The sequence below is a fragment of the Opitutus terrae PB90-1 genome (assembly GCF_000019965.1).
GTDB classification, from domain to species: domain Bacteria; phylum Verrucomicrobiota; class Verrucomicrobiia; order Opitutales; family Opitutaceae; genus Opitutus; species Opitutus terrae.
On the sequence record NC_010571.1, the window covers coordinates 4,194,694 to 4,219,106 of the forward strand.

Consider the following 24,413-nt stretch of genomic DNA (forward strand, 5'->3'; position numbering starts at 1 on the left):
AGGGGGTTGGCCTCGTCCCCGGAGAAGAACGCTCGAGCGTGGCGACGGTAGCGGATGCTACTTGGCGGGCTTGGCGGCCAGGAAGCCGTTCACGTCGAGCCAGTGTGTGAAGACCTCGAACCACCAGTAGGTGGGGTGGCCGGGATAGCCCATGCCGAAGCCGTGGCCGCCGTCCTGATAGAGGTGAAACTCGACCGGCTTGCCGGCGTCGAACCACGACTTGATCAGCCCGAACTGGCCCTTGAAAAGGAAGTCGTTGGCCGCGATGGCGGTGAACAGCGGCGGGGCATCCTTCGGCACCTCGACCGCGGCCATGCCGCCGTAGATCGGGGCGATGAAGGCCAGCTTCATCTTCTCCGAGTGCAGCGTGCAATGCATCGTGAGACCGGCGCCCGCCGAGAAGCCCATCATGCCGATCCGGCTGGGGTTGACGTGCCATTTGTCGGCGTTCTTCAGGATCAGCGCGTAGGCCGCTTCGGCATCGGCGAGCTGATTGGAGAGATCCCACGCCGGCGGACGCGGCGGAGGCGGAGTATCACCGCCCGCGGCCGGAGTGACGGTGGCGAACATCCGGTCCATCGATTGCTTCAGGCCCTCGAGGGTCGGCGGGGTCGGCTGTAGCCGGTATTTGAGCACGAAGGCGGCGACGCCCTGCTCGTTCAGCGCCTTGGCGATTTTCCAGCCCTCGTTGTTGATCGACAACCAGCGGAACCCGCCGCCGGGCGCGACGATGACCGCGGTGCCGTTGGCCTTCGCCGGATCCGGCAGGAACGGGGTGAGCGTGGCGGTGGAGACGTTGCGCACCATCGGCTCGCCCCACTGACGGAACCAGCTCTCGGGCGCGGGTTGGTCTTTGACGTCGCCGGTGCCGAGCGGAATCGCACCGGGCTCGGGCTGCGCCTCGAGCGGATAGATCGTGCCGTCCTGCGCGAAGGCGGAGGCTGCGAGGGCGAGCACGGAGGCCAGGACGGCCGTTAGGGTCATTTTTCTGAACATGGTAGGGGTGGTCATGAGTTTATTGCAGGATCCCTGATTATTAGCGGGAAAAGCGGAGAGGCCGGTCACGGCAGCTGCGACAGTTCGGCGGCATAGCCGCCGGCTGGCGCGAGGGTGAGGGTGAGCGGAGCGCCGGCGCGAACCACCGTCGTGGTTTCCGCGATCGACGTCGGCGTGGTGGCGGATTCCGGTGTGTCGGCGAAGGCGCGGAGCTTCCACTCGCCCTTACCGAGAAAGTCGAGTGGCACGTTGACCGTGAGCGGCGCGTCGCCGTTCATCGCGGCGAGATACCAGCGGTCGCCCGAGCGGCGGGCGATCACGAGGTGCTGCGCGACCGTGGCCGAGAGCACAACGGTATCGTCCCAAACGGTGGGCAGCCCGCGGAAGAACTCGACGCCGGGTTGGCCGCGATAGTTCTCGGGGCTGTCGCAGAGGACGAGCAGCGGACTGAAATACACCACGGTCATCGCGAGCTGGCGGGCGCGCGTGCCGATGACCTCGGCGGGCTGCGTGATCTTGAATTCGGCCGGCGTGCGATTCAGGAATCCACCGGGCGTGAAATCCATCGGGCCGAGCAAGCCGCGGGTGAACGGTAGCGTGATCGTGTGGAGCGTGGAGCACGCGCCCGGCTTCCAAGGGATCTTGTTGTATTCGTTGCCGAGCACGCCCTCCTGCGTGATGTAGTTCGGCCAGGTGCGTGCGAGCCCGGTCGGCTTGTAGGCGCCGTGCAGATCGACCATCAGCTTGTAGCGCGCGGCGGCGGCAAGGACATCGGCATACCATTTCACCGTTTCCTGGCCGTCGTGGTTCATGAAATCGATCTTCACGCCGGCGAAGCCCCACGCCGCGATCTGCGCGAAGACCTTGTCGAACCCCTGCCGCTCGACGTCATGTGAATCCAGCCAGAGGAGAAGACGAACGTTCCGCTCGCGGGCGTAGGCCACGAGTCCCGGAATGTCGACGTGCGCCGCGGGCTTGGTCAGGTCGGCCTTCGGGTTGTTCATCGGCTCATACCAGAACCAATCGATCAGCTGGTAGGGGAAGCCCATCTCCGCGGCGAAATCGATATACTCCTTGTGCGAGCGCGTGTCGCCGCGAGAGTTGAGGCCGGTGAATCCCGGCTGGGTCGGATTGATTCCCGTCCACCACACATCCCACGCGGTGATGCCGGGTTTGATCCACGAGGTGTCGGTGAGCTGCGAGGGTGTCGCCAGCGTGGCGATGAGGTCGCTCGCGATCAGATCCTTGGCGGTGCGAGCGAGCTGCACGACGCGCCACGGGCTGAGCCGGCGTTCGCGGCCGACGACGAGCGCGTGCCAGTCCTTGCGCGCGGCGAGCGTGGTTTTCACTCCCGGCCGCGGCTTGCCGTCGCCCTGCGGGCCGGCGGCGGTCACGAACATTCCGGCCCAGTCGAGCAGATCGGATTCCGCGATGGCGGCGTAGCCGTTGGGCAGCTGCACAAGCAGGGGCAGCACGTGCGGCTTGGCTACGTTCGCGCTCAGCTGGGTGAGACGTTTCTCGGGATACTGGTTTTCCGCACACTCGGAATAGTCGCCCGCCCAGCACGTGAGGTCGGCGGGAAACAGAAACTCCGTCCGCTCGTTCGTGACGACGTAGCTCTCCAACCCCGGCTGCACGGGGAGTTCGTAGCGCAACGCCACGCCCTCGTCGTAAGCGCGGACGATCAGGTTTAACCGGCCGGGCGAATTGGCGTTTTCCTTCAACTCCAGCGTCAGCTCGTGATAGCGGTCGCGGACGGTGCGGCGTTGACCGAACGGATTCTCCCACGTGCCGTCATGTTCGGTCCGGTCCGCGCGGATGATCGTAGTGGCGCGACCGAGTGAGAACCCGCCCTCGAAATCGAGCCCGAGAGCGGAATCGACGAGCACCGGCGCGCCGTCGAGCGAGACGCGATAACGGAGACCGTCGGTGTCGCTCACGGCGACCACGATCTTCCCGTCCGGCGAGCTGATCGCTTGCTCGGCGGCGGGCGCGGACGCCACGAGCGCCGTGGCGAACGCGACGAACGAAATCAGCGCGCGCGCCGGCGCGCGCTGGTGAGCCAGGCCGTCGAAGCAGCGCCGGCGGGGCAAAGAGGAGAGATGCGGTGTCATTCGGATTTCTCGAAGTCCATTTTGTCCAGGTTCACGTAGTCGCCATCGATGACGACCTTCAGCACGTGCTGGCCCGCGTCGAGGTGGATGGTGTGCTTAACATTAGTCCAATTCTGAAACCCCTTGGTGTTGGGCACGTCGATGGTGCCGGTCAGGTCGACCCCGTCGGACTCGAGATGGAATTTTGCTCCGGGATTGCCGGTGGCGACGTGAAACGAAACGCCGTAGGAAGCGGAGGCGTCAACGGTCACGGTATACGCGGTCCATTCGCCGGCGTGGGTCCAGCCAAGGGTGTAGCCGCCGGCGCTGCATTCGCCGAGGTCGACGCCTTGGTCCGGCCGATACTGTCCGCCTTCATTGATCTCATCGCGGTCGCGATAGGCGTCGCCAGGGCAGCCGACGTCGAAGTCCTCGGCTTCGACCACGCCGGGGAGGGCATGGGGCTTGAACGCTTGCTGGGGCGTGTCGCAGACCTCGCGGAGCTGCCAGCGCGCGAGCAGCGGATCAGCGGCAGGCGCGAGCGCGGCACCGATGCCAGCGGCCGGAGCGGCCGAGAGGGAGAGCCGGGCGGTGGGATCCGACACGTTGGCGAGCGTGACCAGCCCGCCGGGCGCACGGGCGATTTTCCAAAGCTGAGTGTCCGCGCCGGTGACAGCCACGCGCACGAAGATCCGACGCGTGCCATCCCAAGCGAGAGCCGTGCGCGGATCTTCGCGGTTGAGGAGCCGGTGCACCCCTTTGCCGAGATGCTCGACTTTCCACTGGTTCGCGGGCGCCTTTCGCGCGGTGGTGAGTGTGAGGTCGGCGCCGAGGACCAGATCGCCGGAGTCGGAGCCAGGCACGAGGTGATAAAACTCCGCGCCTTCGAACGCGGCAAAGTTGTCGAAGGCCGGAATGCCGCCGGCGAAATCGAGCTTGAGCACGTAGGCCAGTTCGTCGAACGGCCGGGCCGGCAGGCGGACGCGCAAGCCCTGCGCGTCCTGTGTGTGCTCCAGCGGCAGGTAGGCGCCGGCGCGACCGTTGATGAGGGCGACCGACTTCAGCCGGCGACCGTCGATGCGTTCCGAAGACAATGCGCGCAGGACGAACTCCGACTGGCCGTCCGGCCAGCCGAGCAGAATCGCGTAGAGCGTGGAGTTGTCCTTCGCCCGAGTGTAGCGGACATCCTGCGCAGTGCCTTCCCTTGGCGGGCCCATCACGCCGTGCGCGGCGCCCATCTTGGTGGGGCCCTCGCCGTAGAGGTCCCACGCGCGCGTGGCGTAGACCGCCTCGCCATATTTTTTCAACCAGCCCCCCATGGTGAGCAGCAGGTTTTTCTGCTCCTGCGGGATCGTGCCGTCGGCGCGAGGTGAGACGTTGAGCAGGAGATTGCCGTTCTTGCTGATGCGATCGATGAATCCGTGCAGGATCTGCTTCGTGGAATAGTAGCTGATGCCCTCCGTGTAGGACCAACTCGAAGAACTGATGGCGTCGTCGGTCAGCCAATACTTCTCCACGGTGTCGGCCGGGCCGCCGCGTTCGTAGTCGAGCACGGCGCAGCGCGGATTCAGACCATCCTTGTAGGTGGCGACGACCTCCTTCTTCCATCCGGCGGCCTGGTTGTAGTAGTAGGCGAGGAACTCGAGCAGGACGGACGGCGAGATCTTGTGGAGGTTGAAGTCCTGCCAGATGATGTCCGGTCGGTAGCCGTCGATGATTTCCTTGTGCTTCGCCAGCCACAGCGCCTCGTTCCGCTCCTTGCCTTGCTGGCCGTAGAGGATCTGTAATTTTGGATCCTGCTGCGGCGGCACGCCTTCGTAAAAGCCCGTGATGTTGTAGGCGTGGTGCATGGACAGGACGGTTCTCAGCCCGCGCGCGCGAATCGCCTCCGTGAACAGCCCGACGAGGTCGAGCTTCGGGCCCTGATCCTTTGCGTTCCACGGATTCACCTTGCTGGCCCACATCGAGAACCCGTCGTGGTGCTCTGCCACCGGGCCGGCGAATTTCGCGCCGGCATCGGCAAACAGCTGCGCCCACTCCGCGGGATCGAAGTGGCCGCCCGCGGATTTCAGCTTGGGCGCGAACTGCACGAACCGACCCTCCTTGTCGCGCGCGCCGACGATGAAGTTGTGGTAGGGCCACTCGCGCGGATCACCGTAGCGTTCGACGTGGTGCCGGTGCTCGGCGGTGCCGTCGAGATACATCGTGCGCGGATACCACTCGTTGCCGAAGGCGGGGACGGAGTAGACGCCCCAGTGGAAGTAGATGCCGAATTTGGCGTCCTTGAACCACTCGGGTGCGGGGTTGGCGCGCTCCAGCGATTCGAAGCTCGGTTGGTAGGGCGCGGGAGCGGTTTGGGCGAATCCGCAGGCGGGCAACAACCAGATGGCGGCGAGCAGGCGGAATGTTTTCATGGCGAAGGCGGCGGAGTTCGGCCGGACGGAGCTCAGAGCTTGATGGTGGCCTTCTGGCGCAGGTCGGCGGAGGAGGCGCCTGCAGCGATGGTCCAGTCTCCGGACGGAATCGCGTAGTCCTTCTTCGCGATGTCCCAGCGACGCAGCGCGACCGCCGGCACGGTGACGGTCACCGTCCGCGTCTCGCCGGCTTTCACGTGCGTGCGACGGAAACCGCAGAGCGCGCGGAGTTCCTGCGGCTGTGACGAAGCGGGCGGGGTGGCGTAGAGCTGCACGACGTCGTCACCATCCCGCTTGCCTGAGTTGGTGAGGTCGAGCGTGACCGTGAGCGCGCCGTTGGCCGCCGGCGCGACGCGGAGGTTCGCATACTCGAAGGTCGAGTAGCTGAGCCCGTGGCCAAACGCGTAGAGCGGCCTGCCGGTGAAATAGCGGTAGGTCCGATTCTTCATCGAGTAGTCGCTGAAATCCGGCAGATCCGCCGTGGAGCGATAGAACGTGATGGGCAGGTGGCCCGAGGGATTGGTTTCGCCGAACAGCACCTCGGCGACGGCGCGGCCGCCTTCCTGTCCGGGATACCACGCTTGGACAATCGCGGGGAGATTTTCGTCCTGCCAGGTCAGCGCCATGGCCGAGCCGCTGCAGTTGACCATCACGACCGGCTTGCCCGTGGCGTGGAGCGCGCGGATGAGATCTTCCTGCTCCGATGGCAACTCAATCGACTCGCGGTCGAAGCTCTCGCCCTCCTGCGCCGGCGTGATTCCGCCCACGTAGATGATCGCGTCGGCCTCGGCGGCGAGTTTGAGCGCTTCGGCTTTGAGCTCGGCGACGGGGCGATCGGTGGTGTTGTCCTGGCCGCTCCACGGGGCGGTGCCGGGCTTGGTCGTCACCGGGCTGCCCATGGCGTGGGTGATCTTGATTTCCGAGCCCACGAGGTTCCGGATGTCGTCCAGGATCGAGATCGATCGCGAGGCGGAGCCGTGATAGTTGCCCTCGAGCATCGACTTCGACGCGGCGTTGGGACCGATGACGGCGATCTGTTTCAGCTTGGTGCGATCCAGCGGAAGCGTGCCGTCGTTTTTGAGCAGCACAATCGCTTGCCGCGCGAGCTCCAGGGCAACCTGGCTGTGCGCCGGAAGATCGTTGTCCTTGAGCGTGTAGCCCGAGAACGGAACCTGTTCGGCAGGGTCGAAGAGCCCGAGCCGGAAACGCGTCCACAACGTGTGATAGAGCGCCCCATCGAGGTCTTTCTCGGTGACGAGGCCTTGCTGCACGGCGCGAACGAGCGCGTTGTAGTCGCCGCCGCAGCAGAGATTGCAGCCGGCCTTCACCGCGAGTGCGGCGGCCTCCTCGGCGGTCTTCACGTAATGGTGCTGCTTTTCGCCGTAGATGTCGCGAATCGCGTCGCAGTCCGATGGGACGTAGCCCTCGAAGCCCCAGCGCTTGCGCAGCAGCTCGGTCAGGAGGAACGAGTTCGCGCTGGCGGGCACGCCGTTGACGGCGTTGTAGGCGCTCATCACGCCGGCGACTTTGCCCTCGCGGACGACGCGCTCGAAATGCGGCAGATACGTGTCGAACAGATCGCGCTCGGGAATCTCGGCGTTGAAGGAATGCCGGGTGCGCTCAGGCCCGCTGTGCACCGCGTAGTGCTTCGCGCAGGCCATCGCGAGCATGTAGCGGGGATCGTCACCTTGGACGCCCTTGACGAACTCGATGCCGATCTCGGCGGTGAGGAACGGATCTTCGCCGTAGGTCTCCTGGCCGCGGCCCCAGCGCGGATCGCGAAACAGGTTGATGTTCGGCGCCCAGTAGGTGAGGCCGGTCCACCATTTCGAATCGCCGTTGTGGCGGTTGGCGTAGTCGTTGAACTTCGCGCGGCCCTCGATGCCGATGACGGTGCCCTCCTGGTGGAGGAGCGCCGGATTCCACGCCGCAGCGGCGCCGATCGCCTGGGGGAAAACCGTGGCGATGCCGTTGTTCGCAATACCGTGTGCCGCCTCGTTCCAGTAGTCGTAAGCGGGCAGGCCGAGCCGCGGGATGCCGGGGGCCGCGTTTTTCAGCTGCGAGACCTTTTCGGCGAGCGACATCCGCCGGATCAGGTCATCGGCGCGGACGCGCAGCGGCTTCGACGAATCGCGCCAGATCGCCGGCTCGGCGACCGTGGGTGGAACCAGCGCGGCCGCGCCGAAGGCATCGGCGAGTTCGTTGGCGGCGAACGCCACCGCCTCACCGCCGGCGCGATCGGTGATCGTCACCGTGTTGAACTTCGCGTCGCCCTTGCTGGCCGTGAAGACGAGCTGCAACGGACCGCGTAGCGCGTCGTCGGATTTCTCGATCGTGCCGCGAATCTTGGCGACCTTGCGCGCGCCGCCGGCGGCGGCGAAGAGATCGAACTCCTGCGCGAGCACCTGGTCGCCGGCGCGAACGGTGAAGATCCGCTCACCTGCGGCACCGGCGGTCATCTCGGCGGCGCCGATCTCGATCGTGTAGCGGCCGGCGGGCAGATTGGAAATCGTAACGGTGAACTGCCGGCCGTGGACATCCTCGAGGTAGGCGTCAGCGTTGGCTCCCGCACCTTCAATCCGAGGGAAGGGTGGATCCTTGCGATGCGTGAAGTCGCCGCTCACGGCGACCTGGCCGGCGCAGGTGGGGCAAGTCTCGTCGGCGGCAAAGGTCGCCGACGCGGAGAGCAGCAGTGCGGCGAACAGCCGGCTCGCTCGGGCGAGGCACGAGGTGATCGAGGTCGATTTCATCGTTGGTGTGATTTGAAAAGAAACATCGCTGACGGGATGGAGCGCGCGAAGCGGCGCTAGGGGGTGGGGATCAGTCGGACGAGGACGACCCCGTGCGGCGCGACCTTGGTTTCGAACTGGTCCTTGAAGTCGCCGCGGTCCTGCTGCCGCCAGAGATCGCGCACGCGGAAGGTCGTGCCGACGTGCGGGGTCGGGAGATTGCCCCACGGTCCCCATTTTACGGTGACGGTGGTCTCGGCCTCGCCGCGGTTGAACAGCCCGACGGCGAACGAGCCGTCCTCGAGCGTCTTGGCGTAGACGACCTTGCCGTCGACGTTGCTGAACTGCGTGGCCTGCTTGCCGAGTGCGTCCTGGTTGATCGCGAGCACCTCGTCATTGGTGAGCAGGCTGAGCGTGAAGTCGTCGATCTGCGCGAGGTCGCAGCCGAGCAGGAGCGGCGCCGAGAGGAGACACCACAGGCTCATGTGGGAATACTGTTCGTCGGGCGTCAGGCGCGTCGGGTGGAGGTTCGGGCCCCAGCCGACCTTTCCGAGCACGAGCATGTCAGGATCGCTCCAGTGGCCGGGGCCGGTGTAGGCGGCCCAGCGGTCCTGGGAGAAACCGTTGCGGCTGACGCTGTCCCAGGTGTCGACAATGTCACCGGTTGTGCGCCAGAGCTGAGCGAGCCGCACGTAGTCCGGAGCGCTGTCGTAGAGCCCGGTGTTCGAGAGGCTGAAAACGATGTCGCGTCCGGTGGCGCGCAGGGCGTCCGTCATCTCCTGGACGTGTGGCACGTCGTTTGGAAACCAATCGTATTTCAGGTAATCGACGCCCCACTGCGCCCACTGTCGGGCATCCGACGTGGCGAAGGAATGCGCGCCAAACGTCCAGTTGACCCAGTTGGGTTTCGCGTCGGCCGCGTTCGGGTCCTTGTTGAGCTTGAAGAACTCGTTCACGTTGCCGGACTCCACCCATTCGTAGGTGCCATCCGCATTGTCCGAGGATCCGCCAGGATAGCCCGCATAGGTGCCGCGCCACGGACTCGAGTAAACGCCGAACTTGAGCCCGAGCGCATGGATCTCGTCGCCAAGCGCCTTCATGTCGGGAAACTTCTTGTTGGGCTGAAGACCGTTGAACTCACCGCCGCGCTTCCCCTGCCAGCCGTCGTCGATATTGATGTAGGTCCAGCCGTGGTTGCGCAGGCCTTTCTCCGCCATCGCGCGAGCGGAGCTGAGCACGAGCTCCTGACTAACGGCATCGCCCCAGCAATTCCAGCTGCTCCAGCCCATCGGCGGCGTGAGCGCGATCCGGTCGCCGACGACGATCCGGAATTTTCTCTCCGCTTCCCCGAGCGCGTTCTTTGCCCGCAGCGTGACGAGGTGCTCGCCGGCTTTTGCCAGCGCGCCGGTGATCCGGCCGGTGGCGGAATCCAGCGTGAGCCCGTCGGGCAGGCCATCGACGGCGAACGTCATCGGCCGCTGGCCGGTCGCGGGAATGGCGTAGAGAAACGGCGCGCCGGGCCGGACGCCGAACACGCTCGCGCCGTTGATCCGCGGCGTCGCTGGCGCGGGCGGCGTGAGAATTTGCGGGGTCGTTGCGGCCAGGGGCTCGACTGCTGCGAGGAAGAACCCCGCGCAGGCGAGCGCGGCGACGAAGAAGGATTTATTGAGCGAGGAGGCTTTCATTGAAGGCGAGGCTAACGGCCATCGGGTGGCCGGTGTAGGTGATGATCGTCGGAGCAGACGGGGTTTTCGCTCCGATGAGAACGAGCTCGAGTTGGCGTTGCGCGACCAGACCGGGGAACGAACCCTGGCGACCGCCGAGATGGAGCGTCTGGGCGGCATCGTCCCAGGTGAGCTCGTAGGTCGCGCGCTCACCGCGCTCGTAGGCATAGGTTTCGTTGTCGTCCTCGTAGAGCGTGAAGGTCGCGTTCGCGCCGGGATAAATGCGGATCGTGTAGGGCGCGTCAGGCCGCTCGGTCGCATATTGCAGATCGGCCGGGCCCATCGGCACGATCGAGCCGGCGCGAACGTAAACCGGGAACGTGTCGAGCGGACAGGCCTTCGTGACCGTGGCGCCACCCGCGAAGCGCTCGTTGGTCCAGAAGTCATACCACGCTGCGCCAGCGGGCAGATAGGTCGACATTGTGTTGTCGAGTTCCTTCCTGGCTGCGGCGAGGGCGCGACTCTCGCTCGGCGTGCGCCAGCCGAGCCGGAAGTAGCGCTCCTGTCCGCCCTGGTGAAACTCCGCCTTCACGGCGACCTGCTGACCGGCCGCGAGGGTGAGGCGAGCGCTGCGGTAGCGCTTGGCGCCGTAGCTCCAGTCATCGACGAGCAGTTTGCCGTCGAGGTAAAGGCGCGCGCCGTCGTCGTATTCGACGCCGAATTCGTAGTCGCCAGCCTCGGGCGCGGTCACGGTGCCGGTCCAGCGCGCGGAGAAGTTGTCGAAGTCGTCGAGACCGGACGGCGGATTGGCAAGCGGCGGACCGGGCCAGGCGTGCTCGACCTTTTCATCGACGCTCGTGCTGACGGCGCGGCCAAAATCAACGCCGGCGAAATACTGCACGGCGAGCCCCGGCTGGTCGTCGGGCGTGCGGAGCGCCTCGGCCGGAATCGTGGCGGCGGGCGGCGCGCTGACGTGATACATCGCGTGCGTGATCGGATGCACGAGAAACGCGGGACCGAACATGAAGGCATCGTCGGTTTTCCGCACCGCCGGATCGTCCGGGAAATCCATCGGCAGCCCGCGCATCATCGTGTAGTCGTGCGCCGTCGTCTGCCACGCGAGCGAGTAGAGGTAGGGCAGCAGGGCGTAGCGGAGCTGGACCGCGGAGAGAAGTGAGTCGTAGATCGCGGGCGCGAAGGCTTTGAAGCGATACGGCTCGCGCTCGATATTGGTCCCGTGGATCCGATAGATCGGGTTGAAGATCGCGAACTGGTTCCAGCGGGCGTAGAGCTCTTGATATTCCGGGTTTCGCTCGCCGTCCGGATAGTTGACGAAGAAGCCGCCGGTGTCCTGCGTCCAGTAAGGCAGGCCGGCGAAGGCGATGTTGATGCCGCCGGCGATCTGATGGCGGAGCGTTTCCCAACTCGCGGTCGTGTCGCCCGACCAGGGCAGCGCGGCGTAACGCTGCTGGCCGGCCCAGGCGGAGCGGGTGAGCGTGAAGACGCGCTGGTCGCTCGTTCCGCGCTGGCCCTCGTAAGTTCCGCGGGTGGTTTCGAGGCTGTAGGGATTCAGGTAGCGCGTGAAGTCGCCAAGCGCGTTGCGGCCGAGGTTCTTGATGTCACGCTCGACGGCGGCGGGATCGTGGCAGGCGGTGCCGACCTCGACTTCGGTGCCGTCCATCCAGAGTGCGTCGACGCCGACGTCGAGCAGTCCTTGCTTGATGTGCTTGAAGTAGATCGCACGGCCCTCGGGGCCGAACGCGTCGTAGACGCGCGCGTTCTTCGAAATCCAGTGCAGCGGGGCAAAGCGCAGCCCCTTCGCGTCCAGCTCGCGCGCCAGGGCCGTGTTGTTGCCGACCGACGGCCAGATGGAGACCATGAGCTTCAGGCGCAGCTCCTCGTGCAGCGTTTTCGTGAGCGCCGCGGGATCCGGGAACCGCTCCTGGTTCCACGTCATGCCGCTCCACGTGCCATCGGCGCCGCCCCAGTATTGCCAATCCTGCACGATGTAATCGAGGGGGAACCCTTCCTGGCGGAAGGTGCGCGCCACCTCGAGCAGCCGCTCCTGCGTGGGATAGCGCTCCTTGCTCATGAACAGGCCGAACGCCTGCTTGGGAAGCATCGGCGCGGCGCCGGTGAGCGTGCGGTAACCGGCGATCACGCCGTCCATCGTGTCGCCGGCGATGAAATAGTAGTCGACGCCCGCCGGCGCGCTTTCCGCCCAGAGCGTGGCACCGGAGACGTCGTCCTTGAAGGTCATCTTCGAGTAGATGTCCCAGAGGACCCCATAGCGTTGGGTGGAGATCAGGAACGGAACGACGATCCCGATGTTTGTCTGAACGAGGAGGACTTCCTGGCCGCGATAATCCATGTACGGCCGGTTGTACTGGCCGAGACCGTAGAGCGATTCGTCCGGCGCGAGCGTGAACGTGCGACTGATTTCGTACGTGGGCGCGCCAGAGATCGTGACCTCCTTGATCTCGTCCGGAGCGGCGGCGCGTTCGCGGGTGAGCAGCCGGCCGTCGGAGCCGAGGAAGGTCAGCGCGCCGGATTTTTTCGCGACGATGACGCTCAGTTTTGCCGTCCGGATCGTGAGCGCCTCCGGCGAGTCCTCCACGGTGAAGGTTACCGTGGCGGGTTGGGCGACCACCGCGAGGCTGGGCTGCGTGGTGTGCGCCTGGCCGAGGTTCGCATTCACGCGGACGATCGACGGGCCGTAGAGCAGGACGTTGGTGGTGACGTCGCCGACGCGGAACTGGACGCCGCGGTCGAGGCGCGCGAAAGCGAAGCCGTTTTCGTGTTGGGATACGACCGGCACCAGCTGGCCGGCTGCGTCAACGCCGGCGGCGGCGTGCAGCGCGGTGCCGAGGCGCAACAGGCACCCGATGAGCAGTACGAATTTCGTGCGGGATGTGGAGGTCACAGCGAGGCGTCGGTGCCGGCGGGCTTCCCCGGCGAGCGGGGTGAACGCCGGCTCAGGGGTCATTTGAAGTACAACTGGAGCGTTTCGTACAAATAGTGCCGGGCGTTCATCCACGTGTGGCCGCCCTCGGTGATCAGCGTGCGGTGCTCCAGCTTGCGTTCCTTCATGAGGTCCATGAACGCGATCGCCTGCGGATAGAGGAAGTCGGACTTGCCGACGCCGAGCCAGAGGAGCTTCAGCTGCCGGTTCGTTGCGGCCGGATCGGCCGAAACCCGGGGAAAGTGTTTGTCGAAAACCGCGGCGGTGAGGTAGGCGCTGTAGGAACCGATGTAGGCGAACTGATCGAGGTTGTTGAAACCGGTGAACAGCGACTGGCCGCCGCCGCGCGAGAATCCGGCGATCGCGCGGTGCTCGCGATCGGCGATCACGCGGTAGTTTGCCTCGACGTAGGGGAGGATGTTGCCGAGCAGTTCCTCGTTGAAGACCTGGTACATGCCGGCCACCTCTGGCGTATCCGGGCGCGGCATGCCCATCATCATGTTGCCGTAGGGCATCACCACGATCATCGGCACCGCGCGCTTGGCGGCGATGAGGTTGTCGAGGATGAAGTTGACGCGGCCGACCTTGACCCACGTCTCCTCGGTATCGGTCGTGCCGCTCACGAGGTAGAACGCCGGGTACTTGTCCGTGCCGGCGCGATAGCCGGGCGGCGTGTAGACGATCAGAGGCCGCGTGCGGTTGAGGGGCTTCGAGTGATAGTAGCAGGTGGTCAGCTCGCCGTGCGGCACGTCGCGAACGGCATACATCGACGGCTGCTCGCCGGGGATGTCGACGAGACTGGCCTTGAATCGCTCGTTCGGGAAGATGTCCTGATTCGCCGGATCGGCCACGCCGAGGCCGTCGACGACGAAATTGTACGGATACAGGTTGGGTTCGATCGGGCCGACGGTGATGCTCCACACGCCCGATTCGTCTTTCTGCAGCGGCTGACTGCTCCGCAGGAACTGTCCGCTGAGCTCGACCTTCTGCGCATTCGGCGCGCGGAATTTGAACGTCGCCGTTCGATCGGGGTGCACCACTGGCGAGTCGATCGGCGGCGGCCGCGAGCCGGATGGCTGCGCGGAGAGCGTCAGCGTCAGCCCGAGCGAGCAGACGATGCAGCGGAGGGCGGAGGGGAGGGAGATCTTCATTGGGAGAATTCGTCGAAGGGAAGGGAGGCGGCGTGCGGGTTACTCGTGCGCGAGCTCCAGTTTCCAATGCGCAGCCACGGTCTGTAGTTCGTCGGCGGTGAGGTGGATCACGGCGCCGTGTTTCGGTCGCTCGAAGTTCGAGCCCTTCATCACGCCCTCGTTGAACCGGCCGAGGTGGCGCCAGCTGTTGAAATCCTCGGTCTCGCTGAAGCCCATATTGTTGGGCCGGGCGCCGTAGACATCGTACATCAACACGTAGCTGTCGGTGCCGAGCCGCTTGAACAGGTTCGGCGCCTCGGTCGACACGGTCTCGGGGTCGATCCGCTGCGGCTCCACCGTGTACCCGTCGACAATGCCATCGGAGACACCGTGGCGAATCTTCGCGTCGGCCACGAAGAAGATGTGCCACTGGTCGCCGACGTGGGTGAGGTCAGCGTCGATGCCGCCGATGCCCGGGATCATCTTCGGCGTGGTCTCCAACTTGGTGAACGCGTCGTTGGCGTAGGACCAGTAGATGTTCGCGTGCTTGTTGCCGTAACGGATGGTGAAATACACCATCATCTTGCCTGCGACGGGGTCGTAGGTGGTTTCCGGTGCCCACGCGCAGTCGATGTCGCCGAGTTCGGGGAAAGCGAGATCGACGCGGAAATCCGAATGCGTCCAGTGGATCAGATCCCACGACTTCATGAGTACGATCGCGCGATTATTGCCCCAGCCGTACTTCTCCTCCGGTCGTTGCCAGCGCGTGGTGCGAAATCCGGCGCGATCGCCGAAAATGTGCAGATCGGTCATCGCGAGGTAGAACGCGCCATCGGGTCCGCGAGCGATATGCGGGTCGCGCACGCCCTTCTGTTCTGCGAGCTCCGCGCCATCGAAGACCGGATCGCCGCCATTGACGTCGGTGAACGTGTTGCCGTCGCGGCTGATCGCGAAATACGCGGAGTGCGTCTGGTCCTTGAAGTAAACCATCAGGTAGCCCGCCAGGTCCTTCTCCTCGGGCGCTCGCGCGCCCGTCGGCTGCTGCAGCGAGGGGACAATCACGATCCCGGTAGGGCGCCGCGCCGCAGTCGTGGACGCGACGGCGGCTGGCGCCGGCGCTTGGGCCGACGCGGCGGCGCACGCGAGGGTGGCGAGCAGGAGTTGAAAGAAGGGGAATAGCGAGGGAAGATTCATGACCGAGAGGCTGGCGGATGCGGGAGCGAAGAATCCTATGGTGCGAGCGTGGGCGGTCGTCGTACTGGATTCTTGGTGCTCACAAGAATATGCGGGGCGTGCGCTGGAGTCGTCGGCGGCATCTCGGGTGCTTTCCAGCGGCGGTGTTCACTCGAACCGGAGCCAGTCGAGTTCGACCGGATGGCCGCCCACGAGGGTTGCAAACAGATCGTGCACGCCGGCGGAAACGTGGTGAACCGGCGAGGATACCATCGTCCATTCGGTACCTGGATCGATCTGGAGCCGGGCCAGTACCGGGCCGTCAATCGCGTCGAGCCGGACTTCGATGGTACCGCCGGACGCGGACCGCGACCGCGCCTGCATCAGCTTCTGCCCGCCTTGCGCAAAATCCACCTGGTCGAAGCGGACCCACGCGCCAACGTCGTTCAGCGCGAGTTTCCAGCCCGCGGCAGGGCTCGCGGCGTTCAGGAACGACACCACGACGGCAGCGCCACTGGTGGCGCTGGTGCGGTCGATCTGGATTTCGCCGTCGGCGGCAACGAGACCCACGCCGCGCAGCGTGGGAATGACTTTGCGGATCGTGCCATCCTCGTTGAAGAACAGCCGGTCGGCGCGAATCGACCGGGCCTTGTCGAAGTTCGGCGAAAGATCGCGGTCGTGATAGAACAAGTACCATTGGCCGCGGTACTCGATGATCGACTGATGCACGGTCCAGCAACCACTGGCGGATTCGTCGAGGATGACGCCGGCGGGCTTGAACGGACCGAGCGGGTGATCGGCGATCGCGTATTCCAGCCGCTCGATCCGATTCTCCACGTGCGGATAGGTGAGATAGTAGATCCCGTTTCGCTCGAAAACGAACGGCCCCTCGATCAGCCCCTTCGCCGGCAGGTTCGCGATCGTCTGCACGGGACCGGCGAGCTGGCGCATGTTGTCCTGCAGTTTCGCGACGAAGATCTTGCGGTGGGAATAGTACAGATAAGGGGTGCCGTCGTGATCGATGAACACGCAGGGATCGATCCCACGCACGCCTTCGATCGGCGCCGGTTCCGGCCTGAAGGGCCCCGCGGGCTGGTCCGCGACCGCGACGCCGATTCGGAAGCCCTTTTCGCCTGATTTCGGAATTGCGGGGAAATAGAAGTAGTACTTGCCGTCGCGAGCTATGCAGTCGGGCGCCCACAGGCTGTAGCTGTCAGCGTTGACCCAATCGACGCCCGTCTGCGTGAGGATCACGCCGTGATCGGTCCAATCGGTGAGATTTACCGAGGAGAAGACGTGATAGTCCTCCATGCAGAACCAGCCGGGCCGGCCCCGGCCCTCGGTGGCGAGGATATCATGCGATGGGTAAACGTAGACCTTGCCCTCGAAGACGCGCGCCGTTGGATCCGCGGTGAACTGGTCCAGGATCAGCGGATTGGTGCCGAAGGCGGAGCCGACGACGCACAGGGCGGCGAGTCCGATGCCGATGCGGGCTCCGCTCATGCGACGGTGGAGAGCGAACGCGGGAGGAATCACGGAGAATGCTTTCGGCTGGTGGGGGCGCTATCGGTTCACGGCGACGACGATCTGGGTGAACGAGTGTGCGGGGAACACCCAGTGGAGGGTCGGGCCTTGCGCGGCGACATGTTCGACCTTGGGCGGATAGGCGTCGCGCGCTTCGTAGGTGTAGGGCTGGTTGGAAACGTCGGCGCTCGTGACCGAGCTTACCGTCGCCGTGCCGGTGAAGGCGCCGGTGAGGCTGCGGATGTCGGTCGCGATCGGCTCGTCCTTGTGCCGGTTGACGACGTTGATGATGACCTGCTGCGCCTTTTCGTCGTAAACGGAGGAGACGTCGAGGTAGGGGATCTTGTCGTAGTGGTCGCTCGTGCGGAACGTGTCGCAGTTGACCGCGGTGGCGAGGGCGGTGCCGCGGCAGCGGGTGGAGAAGAGCTTGAACGTGTAGAACAGCGGCGACTTGTAGGTCGCGTCGGTCTTCGGGTCGCGCGAGAGGAGCGAGGTCAGCAGGGTGTAGTTAGCCATCTTGACGACGTCGGCGTGGCGGACGAAGGCGTTGAAATACTGCGCGAGCGCGAGCGTCGAGAGATGCCCGCCGCGGAAGGGCGGCGCCCATTCGTCGACGGAGACATACATCGGCCTCTTCTGCTTGATCGTGTGAACGGCCTTGATCTGGCCGGCGACGATCTCGATGCGCTCCTCGAGGTCGAGACCGCGCTGGCCCACGAAGACGTAATAGTCATCCGAAGGATCCCAATAGCGGTGCATCGAGAGATAGTCGGCGATGCCGTAGAGACCTTTGACGACGGTCGCGGTCCATTCGACCCAGTCGAGGTTGTCCTGATAGTAGGAAGGACCGTTGGCGATGAACTCGAGCTTGGTGGCGGGTGAGCTAAGCCGCATGACCTTGGCGGCCTCGACGGCGAACTTCACGTAGTCGTCGGCGTTCTTGTGGCCGACGATCCAAGGTGCGCCATCGACCTCGTTGCCGAGGCACCAATACTTGATGCCGTAAGGTTCGGGGTGGCCGTATTCGGCGCGCTTGTCGGCCCAGTAGGTGCCGGTGGGCGCGTTGCAATATTCCACCCAGTAGCGCGCGTCGTCGAGGGTGCCGGTGCCCATGTTGATGCAGACGACGTTCTCGGAGCCGATCAGCTTGTTGAGTTGGACCCACTCGTCGGTGCCGACCTGATTGCTCTCGACGACGCCCCAGGCGAGCTCCATGCGCTTCGGGCGCTGCTCCTTCGGGCCGATGCCGTCGCGCCAGTCGTAGCCGGCGACGAAGTTGCCGCCGGGCCAGCGCATCTGCGTGAGCTGCAGTTCGCGGGCGGCGTCGAGCATGTCCTTGCGGAAGCCGTGCTCGTCGGCCAGTGGCGACTTCGGGTCGTAGAGCGGTCCGTAGAGCGTGTTGAACTTCATCTCGGGCCGGTTGAATCCGATCGGCTCCATGAAGACGCCATAGATGCGCGGGTCGACTGGGGCGATCGCGTGATCGATGTCGACCTTGATGGTGGCCGTCGCGGCGAACGCACCGAGCGGCGCGAGCAGGAGGAGCGAAGCGAGGCGGAGCAGGGGAGTCTTCATGGAGGGGAAAGCAGCAGGAAGTCGGACGTTCGGCCGCGGCGCAGGCGCAGGAAAGCAATTGCGGCCGGCAGGCGAACGGGGCGTCGGCAGGGAATCGTGGGTGGGGGCGATGACGATGGGCGGTCGTGTCGGAGGATGAAACGCCGCGTCTCCTTGACGGTTAGGCGGCGCGCGCCGTGCGCCGCCGCCCACGAGGTCATTTCGAAGCGGCTTCGCCCTCGGGCGTCCGGCGCCAGGCGAAGTAGCGGTCGAGCACAGCGAGCGCATCGGCGCTGGGGACCGGGCCAACCGTGGCACCGTTGTGGAAATACATCACGCGGCGATCGCCATCGGTGAATCGTGGCCACGCGGGGACGCCGGCGCCGTTGGGATCGCCGCGTTTGGCGAAATTCGTCCAGTAGGTCGAGAGCAGATCCGACATCGCGAGGTCGGCGGGCGTCGTGTTCGGGTTCTTGGGATCGAGCGTCTGGAAAACGTAGGGCACGTCGACGCCGTGCGGCGTGCCGTGGTCGGCCTCGGGCGAGCCCGCCGGGTGCTCGGCGTGTTGGTCGAAGTAGTAATAGAAGACCTTCGAGTCGCCGGCCCGCGCTTGAAACGTGGCCCAGGCCCACGTGTGCCAGCCGAAGGCGGCGTCGCGCATGAGGTCGCGGGCGGTCTTCGGGACGGAGTCGGTCCCGACGGGATAGACCTTGAGCAGGTCGTCGGCGAACTTGCCGTAGCGCGCCTTCACGCCGGCGATGAACTCGTCGGGCGTCTTCTCACGCGAGAAGCTCAGGCCCTCGTCGGAGTTGTAGCCGACGAGGATGTCGACCTGGTTGTAACGGCCGGCGGAGTAGAGCTTGTATTGGTCATTGGGGATCACCCAGCCGTCGACGATCGGCCACGCAGCGCCGCTGCCCCAACCGGCGGGCAGCTTGTCGGGCGCGAGTTGGCGGAGCTCGGCGATCGAGGCCGCGCCGGCCTTCTTCATGTAAGCGACGCCGGCCTGCTCGGCGTCAGCGAGGCCGCGCATGTTTTCGCCGGGATAGGTGGTCACCCGCACCGGTCCGAACGAACCACCGCTTTGGGAAATCGCGCCGCGGAACAGCCCCTTCGCCTCGGGCGAGGCGCAGAGCATGGAGACGGAAATGCCGCCGGCGGACTCGCCGAAGATCGTCACGCGCTCCGGGTCGCCGCCGAAGCCCGCGATATTTTTCTTCACCCACTTCAGGCCGGCAATCTGGTCCTGCAGCCCGTAGTTGCCCGAAACGTGATGCGGGGATTCGGCGCTGAGTTCCGGATGGGCGAGGAAACCAAGCGGGCCGACGCGGTAATTGAGCGTAACGAGTACGACGCCTTTGCGCGCGAGGTGCTCGCCGTTGTGGACGGGCGTGGAGGTGGAGCCGAACGAGAATCCGCCGCCGTAAATCCAGACGAGCACCGGCAACCGCTCGCGGGCGGATTTAGCAGGCGTCCAAATGTTCAGGTACAAGCAGTCCTCGCTCACGTTTCCCTTGCCGTCACCCTGGTAGGGATCGGCGGCGAAGCTCGTCGTCTCGCGCACGCCGTCCCATTTGGCGGCGGGGTGGGGCGCGCGCCAGCGAAGTTCACTCACCGGCGCCGCGGCAAACGGGATGCCGCGATAGACCGTCAGGTCCTGTTCAGCGGCGCCCTGCACGAGTCCATATTCGGTCAACACGGGCGCGGGCCGGTCGGCAGGTCCGTCGGCGGCGATCAGGAAGCACACCGGCATGAGCGCCAGCAGCGACGCGAAACGAAGCAGGGGAGTCTTCATAAATGACAAAATTGAGAGGAGCGCCCGCCGCGGTCACGGGTCAAGACCGTCCGCCGACGAACGAGCCACGACCGAGGATTTGGAGCGTCGCGCCAACGGCACACCCTGCACTCCGGCGATGGAACATCGCCAGCGAGGCAGATGCGCGTCGGCGCACACGGTCAGAAGAAATGGCCGGGGATTACGGGGTAGAATCGCGCCGAAGATATTCGATCCGGGGCCGGGTGAGAATGGGCGTTCTTGTCCGTTGGATGACGATTCTTGACGGGTTGCTTCCCCGCGGACCCGAATTCGGCCCAAGCCGCTGGGGCTCCTGCTGAACGGAACCTCGCCAGCTTCTTCAGTACTGCCGGCTGGGCAGGAGTTGCGCGGCGTTCGACGCGTCGATGACGATATCTTTGTTGAACGTCTCCTTCATGACGGTGCCGCCACTCGTGAGTCGGACGACGGCTTCGATCACCTTGGGGCCGAAGAGGGGATTGCATTCCACCGTGCAGTTCAGTTTGCCGGAGGCGACCGCCTCGACGGCCGTTTTGATCGCGTCGATCGAGACGACCATGATGTCTCGTCCCGGGCTGCGGCCCACTGCCTCGATGGCCTCGATTGCGCCGAGGGCCATGTCGTCGTTGTGGGCGAAGACGATCTCGATGTCGGAACCGTGCGTCGTCAGGAGTTCGGCCATCGCCTGGCGACCCTGATCGCGACGGAAATTGGCCACCTTGCGCGCGACGATCCGGAAACCGTCGCTCGTGTGCGTCGCCATGGTCGAGGCGAACGCGCGCTGGCGCTCATTGGCGGCCGATGAACCGGGCTCACCCTGCAGCTCGACGATTTTCCTTTTCTGATCGGCATGGGCGAGGATCCATTCCGCCGCCATCTGGCCTTCCTTGAAAAAATCTGAGCCGATGAACGTGGCGTAGAGTGACGGGTCCGCGACGATCTTGCGGTCCATGATGATCACGGGAATGCCGGCGGCCTTGGCGTCCTGCAGCACGGCTTCCCAGCCGCTGACCACCAGCGGGGCGAGTACGATCGCGTCGACCTGGTCGGCGATAAAACTGCGGAGCGCCTTCATCTGATTGTCCACGTTGCTTTGCGCATCGACGAAACGCAGGTCGATGCCCTGCTTTTCCGCTTCCGACTTGATGGACTCCGAGTTGGCAGCTCGCCAAACGCTCTCGGAGCCTGTTTGGGCGAAACCGACGGTGAGCTTGGCCTGGCTTACGGTGCACGCGAGCAATGCGAACGCGGCAACGAGGAGGGAACGTTTCATGGCTGGATATTATCGGTTATGGGGATGAGGGCTGTAGCTTGGAGCGGGGCATCAATCCGCCGGCGCCGTCGTCGGCCGCGCGTCACCCTCTTTTCGCGCGTGCAGCCCGACGGTCGCGCCGACGAACCCGCCGGCGACCTCCGTGGTCAGCAGTTTCGCATCGGCGTCGGCGGCCAGGACCTGCCAGGAGCCCGGTTGGACCGCATAAGAGAATGAACACGTGCCGGCGTGCGCCTCGACCCGCAGGGCCACGTCAGATGCCGCATCGATCCGGACAGAGCGGATCACTTCGGCCGGGCCACCGCGGAGCTGCTCGAGCCCGAGCGTGACGCCTTCCGCGTCGCGTTTGACCGCGAGAAAGTAGTGGAACCGCTCGCCCTGGAAGACGGCGAGGCCGGCCGAGACGCCGGTTTCCCTCGGCACGGCGACCGAGGTGGACGCGGTGAATCGGGCGTGTTGCACCCGCCGGGCGAGGAAGCTCGGGTTGCCCCGGCCTGAGAGAGCTTCCGCCTGCGGTTCGAGCGCCAGACGACCCTTGGCCAACGTCCACCAGGATTCGACCGGCGCGCGCAGCATGATCCAGAACGGCGACAACCCGGCCTTGTCGAAGTCATCGCGCCAGGTGAAATTGCCGTTCAAATACGACGGCTCAGAGTGGAGGCGCGAACCGGTGGGCGCCGGCGCCACGAGCGGCACGCGCCGGCCCGGCTCGAGGATGCGAGGCCAGCCGTCGTCGGTCCACGTCACCGGCAACAAAAAGGTCTCGCGGCCCATGGGCGAGAACCGCCCCTCATACGGGCGTACGCCAAGGAAAATGGACCACCATTGCCCGTCGGGACCGATGACGAGATCGGCGTGGCCGGTCGACGTGACCGCGTCGGGCACTTTCCCGTCGAGACCACGTTGCGTGAGAATTGGATTCTGCGCCCACGGAACGTACGGCCCGTCGACTTTCCGGCTGCGGAAGATCACCTGGGAGTGATTCACGCTCGTTCCGCCCTCGGCGCAGCAAAGGTAATACCAGCCCCCGTGTTTGTAGATGTGGGGCCCTTCGATCCAGACGGGTTTTTGTGAAATATCGACGCCGCCGTTCACGAGGACCATGCGCGGCCCGATCATTTTGCGCGCGCTAGGATCGAACTCCTGAATCCAGATCGCGCGATGGCCATCGTAGAGCGGGGTGCCTTCGGGCGCGCCGTTGTTGAGCATCCAGGCACGTCCGTCATCGTCGAAAAAGAGCGACGGATCGATGCCCTCGAAGTGCAGCCAGGTGGGATCGGACCACGGGCCGGCCGGGTTCGAGGCGGTCACGACGAAGTTTCCGCCGGCGTCCGCCATCGTGCACGCGACGTAGAAAGTGCCTTCGTGATGACTGATCGTGGGGGCAAAGAGTCCGCGCGACACGCCGAGTCCGTCGTAGGGCAGTTGCTGCGGACGATTGATCACGTGGCCGAGCTGTTTCCAATTCACCAAGTCACGGCTGTGAAAGATCGGGATCCCGGGAAAGTAGGCGAAGGTTGAATTGATGAGGTAGTAGTCCTGACCCACCTGGCAGATGCTCGGGTCGGGATAGAAACCGGTGAGGATCGGATTACGATAGCCGGCTGGCGGACGCTCGCCATCGGCGCTCGACTCCTGGCCGGTATACTCGAACCAGTCGAAGCTCGCGGGCGCGGCCCGCGCCCCATCGACGGCGGCAGTAGCGAGGAAAGTGGCGACGAGCAGAGGACGGACGAAGTTCATCGGTCGAAAAACAGGCGGGTGACAGGCGGCGTTGCCACTCAGGCCGCCGTGATTTTCATCCGGACGGCGGTCGCCGGCTGGGGCCGGCGGGGCCGGGCCGGTGGCTCAGCCTCGGCCCGCAGCACCCAATCGCGGTGCGCCTGGGGGCTCATGCCAAAATGCCGGCGAAACGTGCGGCAGAACGTGCCGACTCCGCTGATACCGACCAAGCCGGCCACATCGGATGTCTTGGTGCTGGGATGCATGCGCAGCAGCCGGGACGCCTCCCGCATCCGCACGGCAATGATGTTCTCGTGGATGGTGCAACCCGTCTCATCGCGAAAGCTTCGCTCCAGGTTGCGCCGGGACATCCCCAGCGCTTCGGCCACCTGACAGACGGTCAGCATCGGGTTCGAGTAGTGCTCGGCGATGTAGTGCAGCGCGCGGGCGACGCGCGGATCAGTCACCGCCGCCATGTCGCTGCTCAGCCGGGTCACGATCCCCCGCGGCGGAATGCGGAGCGTTCGCGTGGCGGTGCCGGCGCCACTGAGCACACTTTCCAAAAGCAGGGCGGCGCGGTAACCGAGTTCCGTCATGTCGTCATCCACGCTCGAGAGCGGCACCGGCGAGAGCTCGCAGACGAGGGAATTGCCGACGCCGAGCACGGCAACGTCCTCCGGCACGGCGAGCGCCGCATCCTGACAGCAGTCGATGACGTTGGCGGCGGTGCAGTCGTTGAACGCGAAGATGGCGGTCGGCCGCGGGAGCCGCAGCAGTTCGGCGGCGAGGTTGCGCCGGTAGTCGTCCCAATTGTCCTGCCAGTAGGGGCCGATGCGCGTGTGGGCCGGCGGCAGGAGACGGCAGGTGCGACCATGCTCGGCGAGCCGTTCCTGAAATCCGGCGAGCCGTTCGCGGTTGGCCGCGTCGTTCAGGAACGGCGCCCAGGCGAAGCTGCGATGCGCGCGCTCCAGAAAATGGTCCGCGGCCAGCCGGCCGATCGCGCGGTGATCGGGTTCAACCCGCGGCAGGTCCACGATCGGGTCGCCGTCGGTGAGCACCACGCACGGCAGGCCGGACGCCTGCAAATGGGCCAGCAGTTCCGGCTGGTGCGCCCCGAGGGCGAGAACGCCGCTGCCGTTCCAGCCGCGCGGCAGGGCGCCGGTGAATAACATGTCCATGACGAGGTGCCAGTCATGGGCGCGGGCGTGACGGGTGATTCCGCGGATACACTCGGGCGGGGCGATGGCCGCCGCCACGAGCACCTTGCGGGAAGATCGGACGAGAGGCGCGTTCATGACGCGAGGCGGCCCGCGGACCGGGGGGGCGACCGTGAAGCGGGTGCGTCGCCGGAGGTCGCACGGCGGCCGATGCGGTGGACACCGGC

The 24,413-nt window shown here is 65.5% G+C and carries 14 protein-coding genes; all 14 read right to left on the reverse strand.

Annotation, left to right across the window (positions count from 1 at the left end; genetic code table 11):
* Window positions 1-57: 57 nt before the first annotated feature.
* The 14 genes from OTER_RS16275 to OTER_RS16340 all read right to left on the reverse strand — a co-directional run bounded on the left by OTER_RS16275 (window position 58) and on the right by OTER_RS16340 (window position 24,324).
* A complete protein-coding gene (locus OTER_RS16275; RefSeq protein ID WP_012376025.1) occupies window positions 58-1,011 on the reverse strand; it encodes an alpha/beta hydrolase in 954 nt (317 codons plus the stop codon).
* Window positions 1,012-1,061: 50 nt separating this feature from the next.
* Window positions 1,062-3,110 carry a glycoside hydrolase family 97 protein gene (locus OTER_RS16280; RefSeq protein WP_012376026.1) on the reverse strand — a complete coding sequence of 683 codons (2,049 nt, stop codon included), beginning with the start codon at window positions 3,108-3,110 and terminating at the stop codon, window positions 1,062-1,064.
* Window positions 3,107-5,503: an alpha-L-fucosidase gene (locus OTER_RS16285; protein WP_012376027.1), complete on the reverse strand. Its 2,397-nt coding sequence runs from the start codon at window positions 5,501-5,503 to the stop codon at window positions 3,107-3,109. Before OTER_RS16285 ends, OTER_RS16280 begins: the two co-directional genes overlap by 4 nt.
* A 32-nt stretch (window positions 5,504-5,535) precedes the next feature.
* Window positions 5,536-8,253 (reverse strand): glycoside hydrolase family 3 C-terminal domain-containing protein, encoded by a 2,718-nt coding sequence (locus OTER_RS16290; RefSeq protein ID WP_012376028.1) that lies wholly within the window; start codon window positions 8,251-8,253, stop codon window positions 5,536-5,538.
* 56 nt (window positions 8,254-8,309) lie between these two features.
* Window positions 8,310-9,917 (reverse strand): putative Ig domain-containing protein, encoded by a 1,608-nt coding sequence (locus OTER_RS16295; RefSeq protein ID WP_012376029.1) that lies wholly within the window; start codon window positions 9,915-9,917, stop codon window positions 8,310-8,312.
* Window positions 9,895-12,882 carry a TIM-barrel domain-containing protein gene (locus OTER_RS16300; protein WP_012376030.1) on the reverse strand — a complete coding sequence of 996 codons (2,988 nt, stop codon included), beginning with the start codon at window positions 12,880-12,882 and terminating at the stop codon, window positions 9,895-9,897. The genes OTER_RS16295 and OTER_RS16300 overlap by 23 nt, the downstream gene beginning before the upstream one ends.
* Window positions 12,879-14,009 carry an esterase gene (locus tag OTER_RS16305; protein ID WP_012376031.1) on the reverse strand — a complete coding sequence of 377 codons (1,131 nt, stop codon included), beginning with the start codon at window positions 14,007-14,009 and terminating at the stop codon, window positions 12,879-12,881. Before OTER_RS16305 ends, OTER_RS16300 begins: the two co-directional genes overlap by 4 nt.
* A 39-nt stretch (window positions 14,010-14,048) precedes the next feature.
* Window positions 14,049-15,182 (reverse strand): glycoside hydrolase family 43 protein, encoded by a 1,134-nt coding sequence (locus OTER_RS16310; protein WP_012376032.1) that lies wholly within the window; start codon window positions 15,180-15,182, stop codon window positions 14,049-14,051.
* Window positions 15,183-15,329: 147 nt separating this feature from the next.
* Window positions 15,330-16,664, reverse strand: coding sequence for a family 43 glycosylhydrolase (locus OTER_RS16315; RefSeq protein WP_012376033.1), 1,335 nt, complete (start codon window positions 16,662-16,664; stop codon window positions 15,330-15,332).
* A gap of 60 nt (window positions 16,665-16,724) precedes the next feature.
* Window positions 16,725-18,260, reverse strand: a complete 1,536-nt coding sequence (locus OTER_RS16320) for an alpha-L-arabinofuranosidase C-terminal domain-containing protein (protein WP_012376034.1) — start codon at window positions 18,258-18,260, stop codon at window positions 16,725-16,727.
* A 196-nt stretch (window positions 18,261-18,456) separates the two neighbouring features.
* The gene (locus OTER_RS16325) at window positions 18,457-20,034 is read right to left on the reverse strand and encodes a carboxylesterase/lipase family protein (protein ID WP_012376035.1); all 1,578 of its coding nucleotides are present in this window, start codon (window positions 20,032-20,034) and stop codon (window positions 18,457-18,459) included.
* Window positions 20,035-20,374: 340 nt separating this feature from the next.
* Window positions 20,375-21,307 (reverse strand): ABC transporter substrate-binding protein, encoded by a 933-nt coding sequence (locus OTER_RS16330; protein WP_012376036.1) that lies wholly within the window; start codon window positions 21,305-21,307, stop codon window positions 20,375-20,377.
* Window positions 21,308-21,358: 51 nt separating this feature from the next.
* On the reverse strand, window positions 21,359-23,050 hold the full coding sequence (locus tag OTER_RS16335) for a glycoside hydrolase family 43 protein (protein ID WP_012376037.1): 1,692 nt from the start codon (window positions 23,048-23,050) through the stop codon (window positions 21,359-21,361).
* A gap of 38 nt (window positions 23,051-23,088) precedes the next feature.
* On the reverse strand, window positions 23,089-24,324 hold the full coding sequence (locus OTER_RS16340; protein WP_012376038.1) for a XylR family transcriptional regulator: 1,236 nt from the start codon (window positions 24,322-24,324) through the stop codon (window positions 23,089-23,091).
* Window positions 24,325-24,413 lie beyond the last annotated feature (89 nt).

Bases quoted from the DNA above. Each gene is read 5' to 3' on its own strand.
- OTER_RS16300 (WP_012376030.1), bottom strand. From the start codon at position 12,882: ATGACCCCTGAGCCGGCGTTCACCCCGCTCGCCGGGGAAGCCCGCCGG.
- OTER_RS16290 (WP_012376028.1), bottom strand. From the start codon at position 8,253: ATGAAATCGACCTCGATCACCTCGTGCCTCGCCCGAGCGAGCCGGCTG.
- OTER_RS16320 (WP_012376034.1), bottom strand. From the start codon at position 18,260: ATGAAGACTCCCCTGCTCCGCCTCGCTTCGCTCCTCCTGCTCGCGCCG.
- OTER_RS16340 (WP_012376038.1), bottom strand. From the start codon at position 24,324: ATGAACGCGCCTCTCGTCCGATCTTCCCGCAAGGTGCTCGTGGCGGCG.
- OTER_RS16310 (WP_012376032.1), bottom strand. From the start codon at position 15,182: ATGAATCTTCCCTCGCTATTCCCCTTCTTTCAACTCCTGCTCGCCACC.
- OTER_RS16335 (WP_012376037.1), bottom strand. From the start codon at position 23,050: ATGAACTTCGTCCGTCCTCTGCTCGTCGCCACTTTCCTCGCTACTGCC.
- OTER_RS16305 (WP_012376031.1), bottom strand. From the start codon at position 14,009: ATGAAGATCTCCCTCCCCTCCGCCCTCCGCTGCATCGTCTGCTCGCTC.
- OTER_RS16325 (WP_012376035.1), bottom strand. From the start codon at position 20,034: ATGAAGACTCCCCTGCTTCGTTTCGCGTCGCTGCTGGCGCTCATGCCG.
- OTER_RS16275 (WP_012376025.1), bottom strand. From the start codon at position 1,011: ATGACCACCCCTACCATGTTCAGAAAAATGACCCTAACGGCCGTCCTG.
- OTER_RS16315 (WP_012376033.1), bottom strand. From the start codon at position 16,664: ATGAGCGGAGCCCGCATCGGCATCGGACTCGCCGCCCTGTGCGTCGTC.
- OTER_RS16285 (WP_012376027.1), bottom strand. From the start codon at position 5,503: ATGAAAACATTCCGCCTGCTCGCCGCCATCTGGTTGTTGCCCGCCTGC.
- OTER_RS16280 (WP_012376026.1), bottom strand. From the start codon at position 3,110: ATGACACCGCATCTCTCCTCTTTGCCCCGCCGGCGCTGCTTCGACGGC.
- OTER_RS16295 (WP_012376029.1), bottom strand. From the start codon at position 9,917: ATGAAAGCCTCCTCGCTCAATAAATCCTTCTTCGTCGCCGCGCTCGCC.
- OTER_RS16330 (WP_012376036.1), bottom strand. From the start codon at position 21,307: ATGAAACGTTCCCTCCTCGTTGCCGCGTTCGCATTGCTCGCGTGCACC.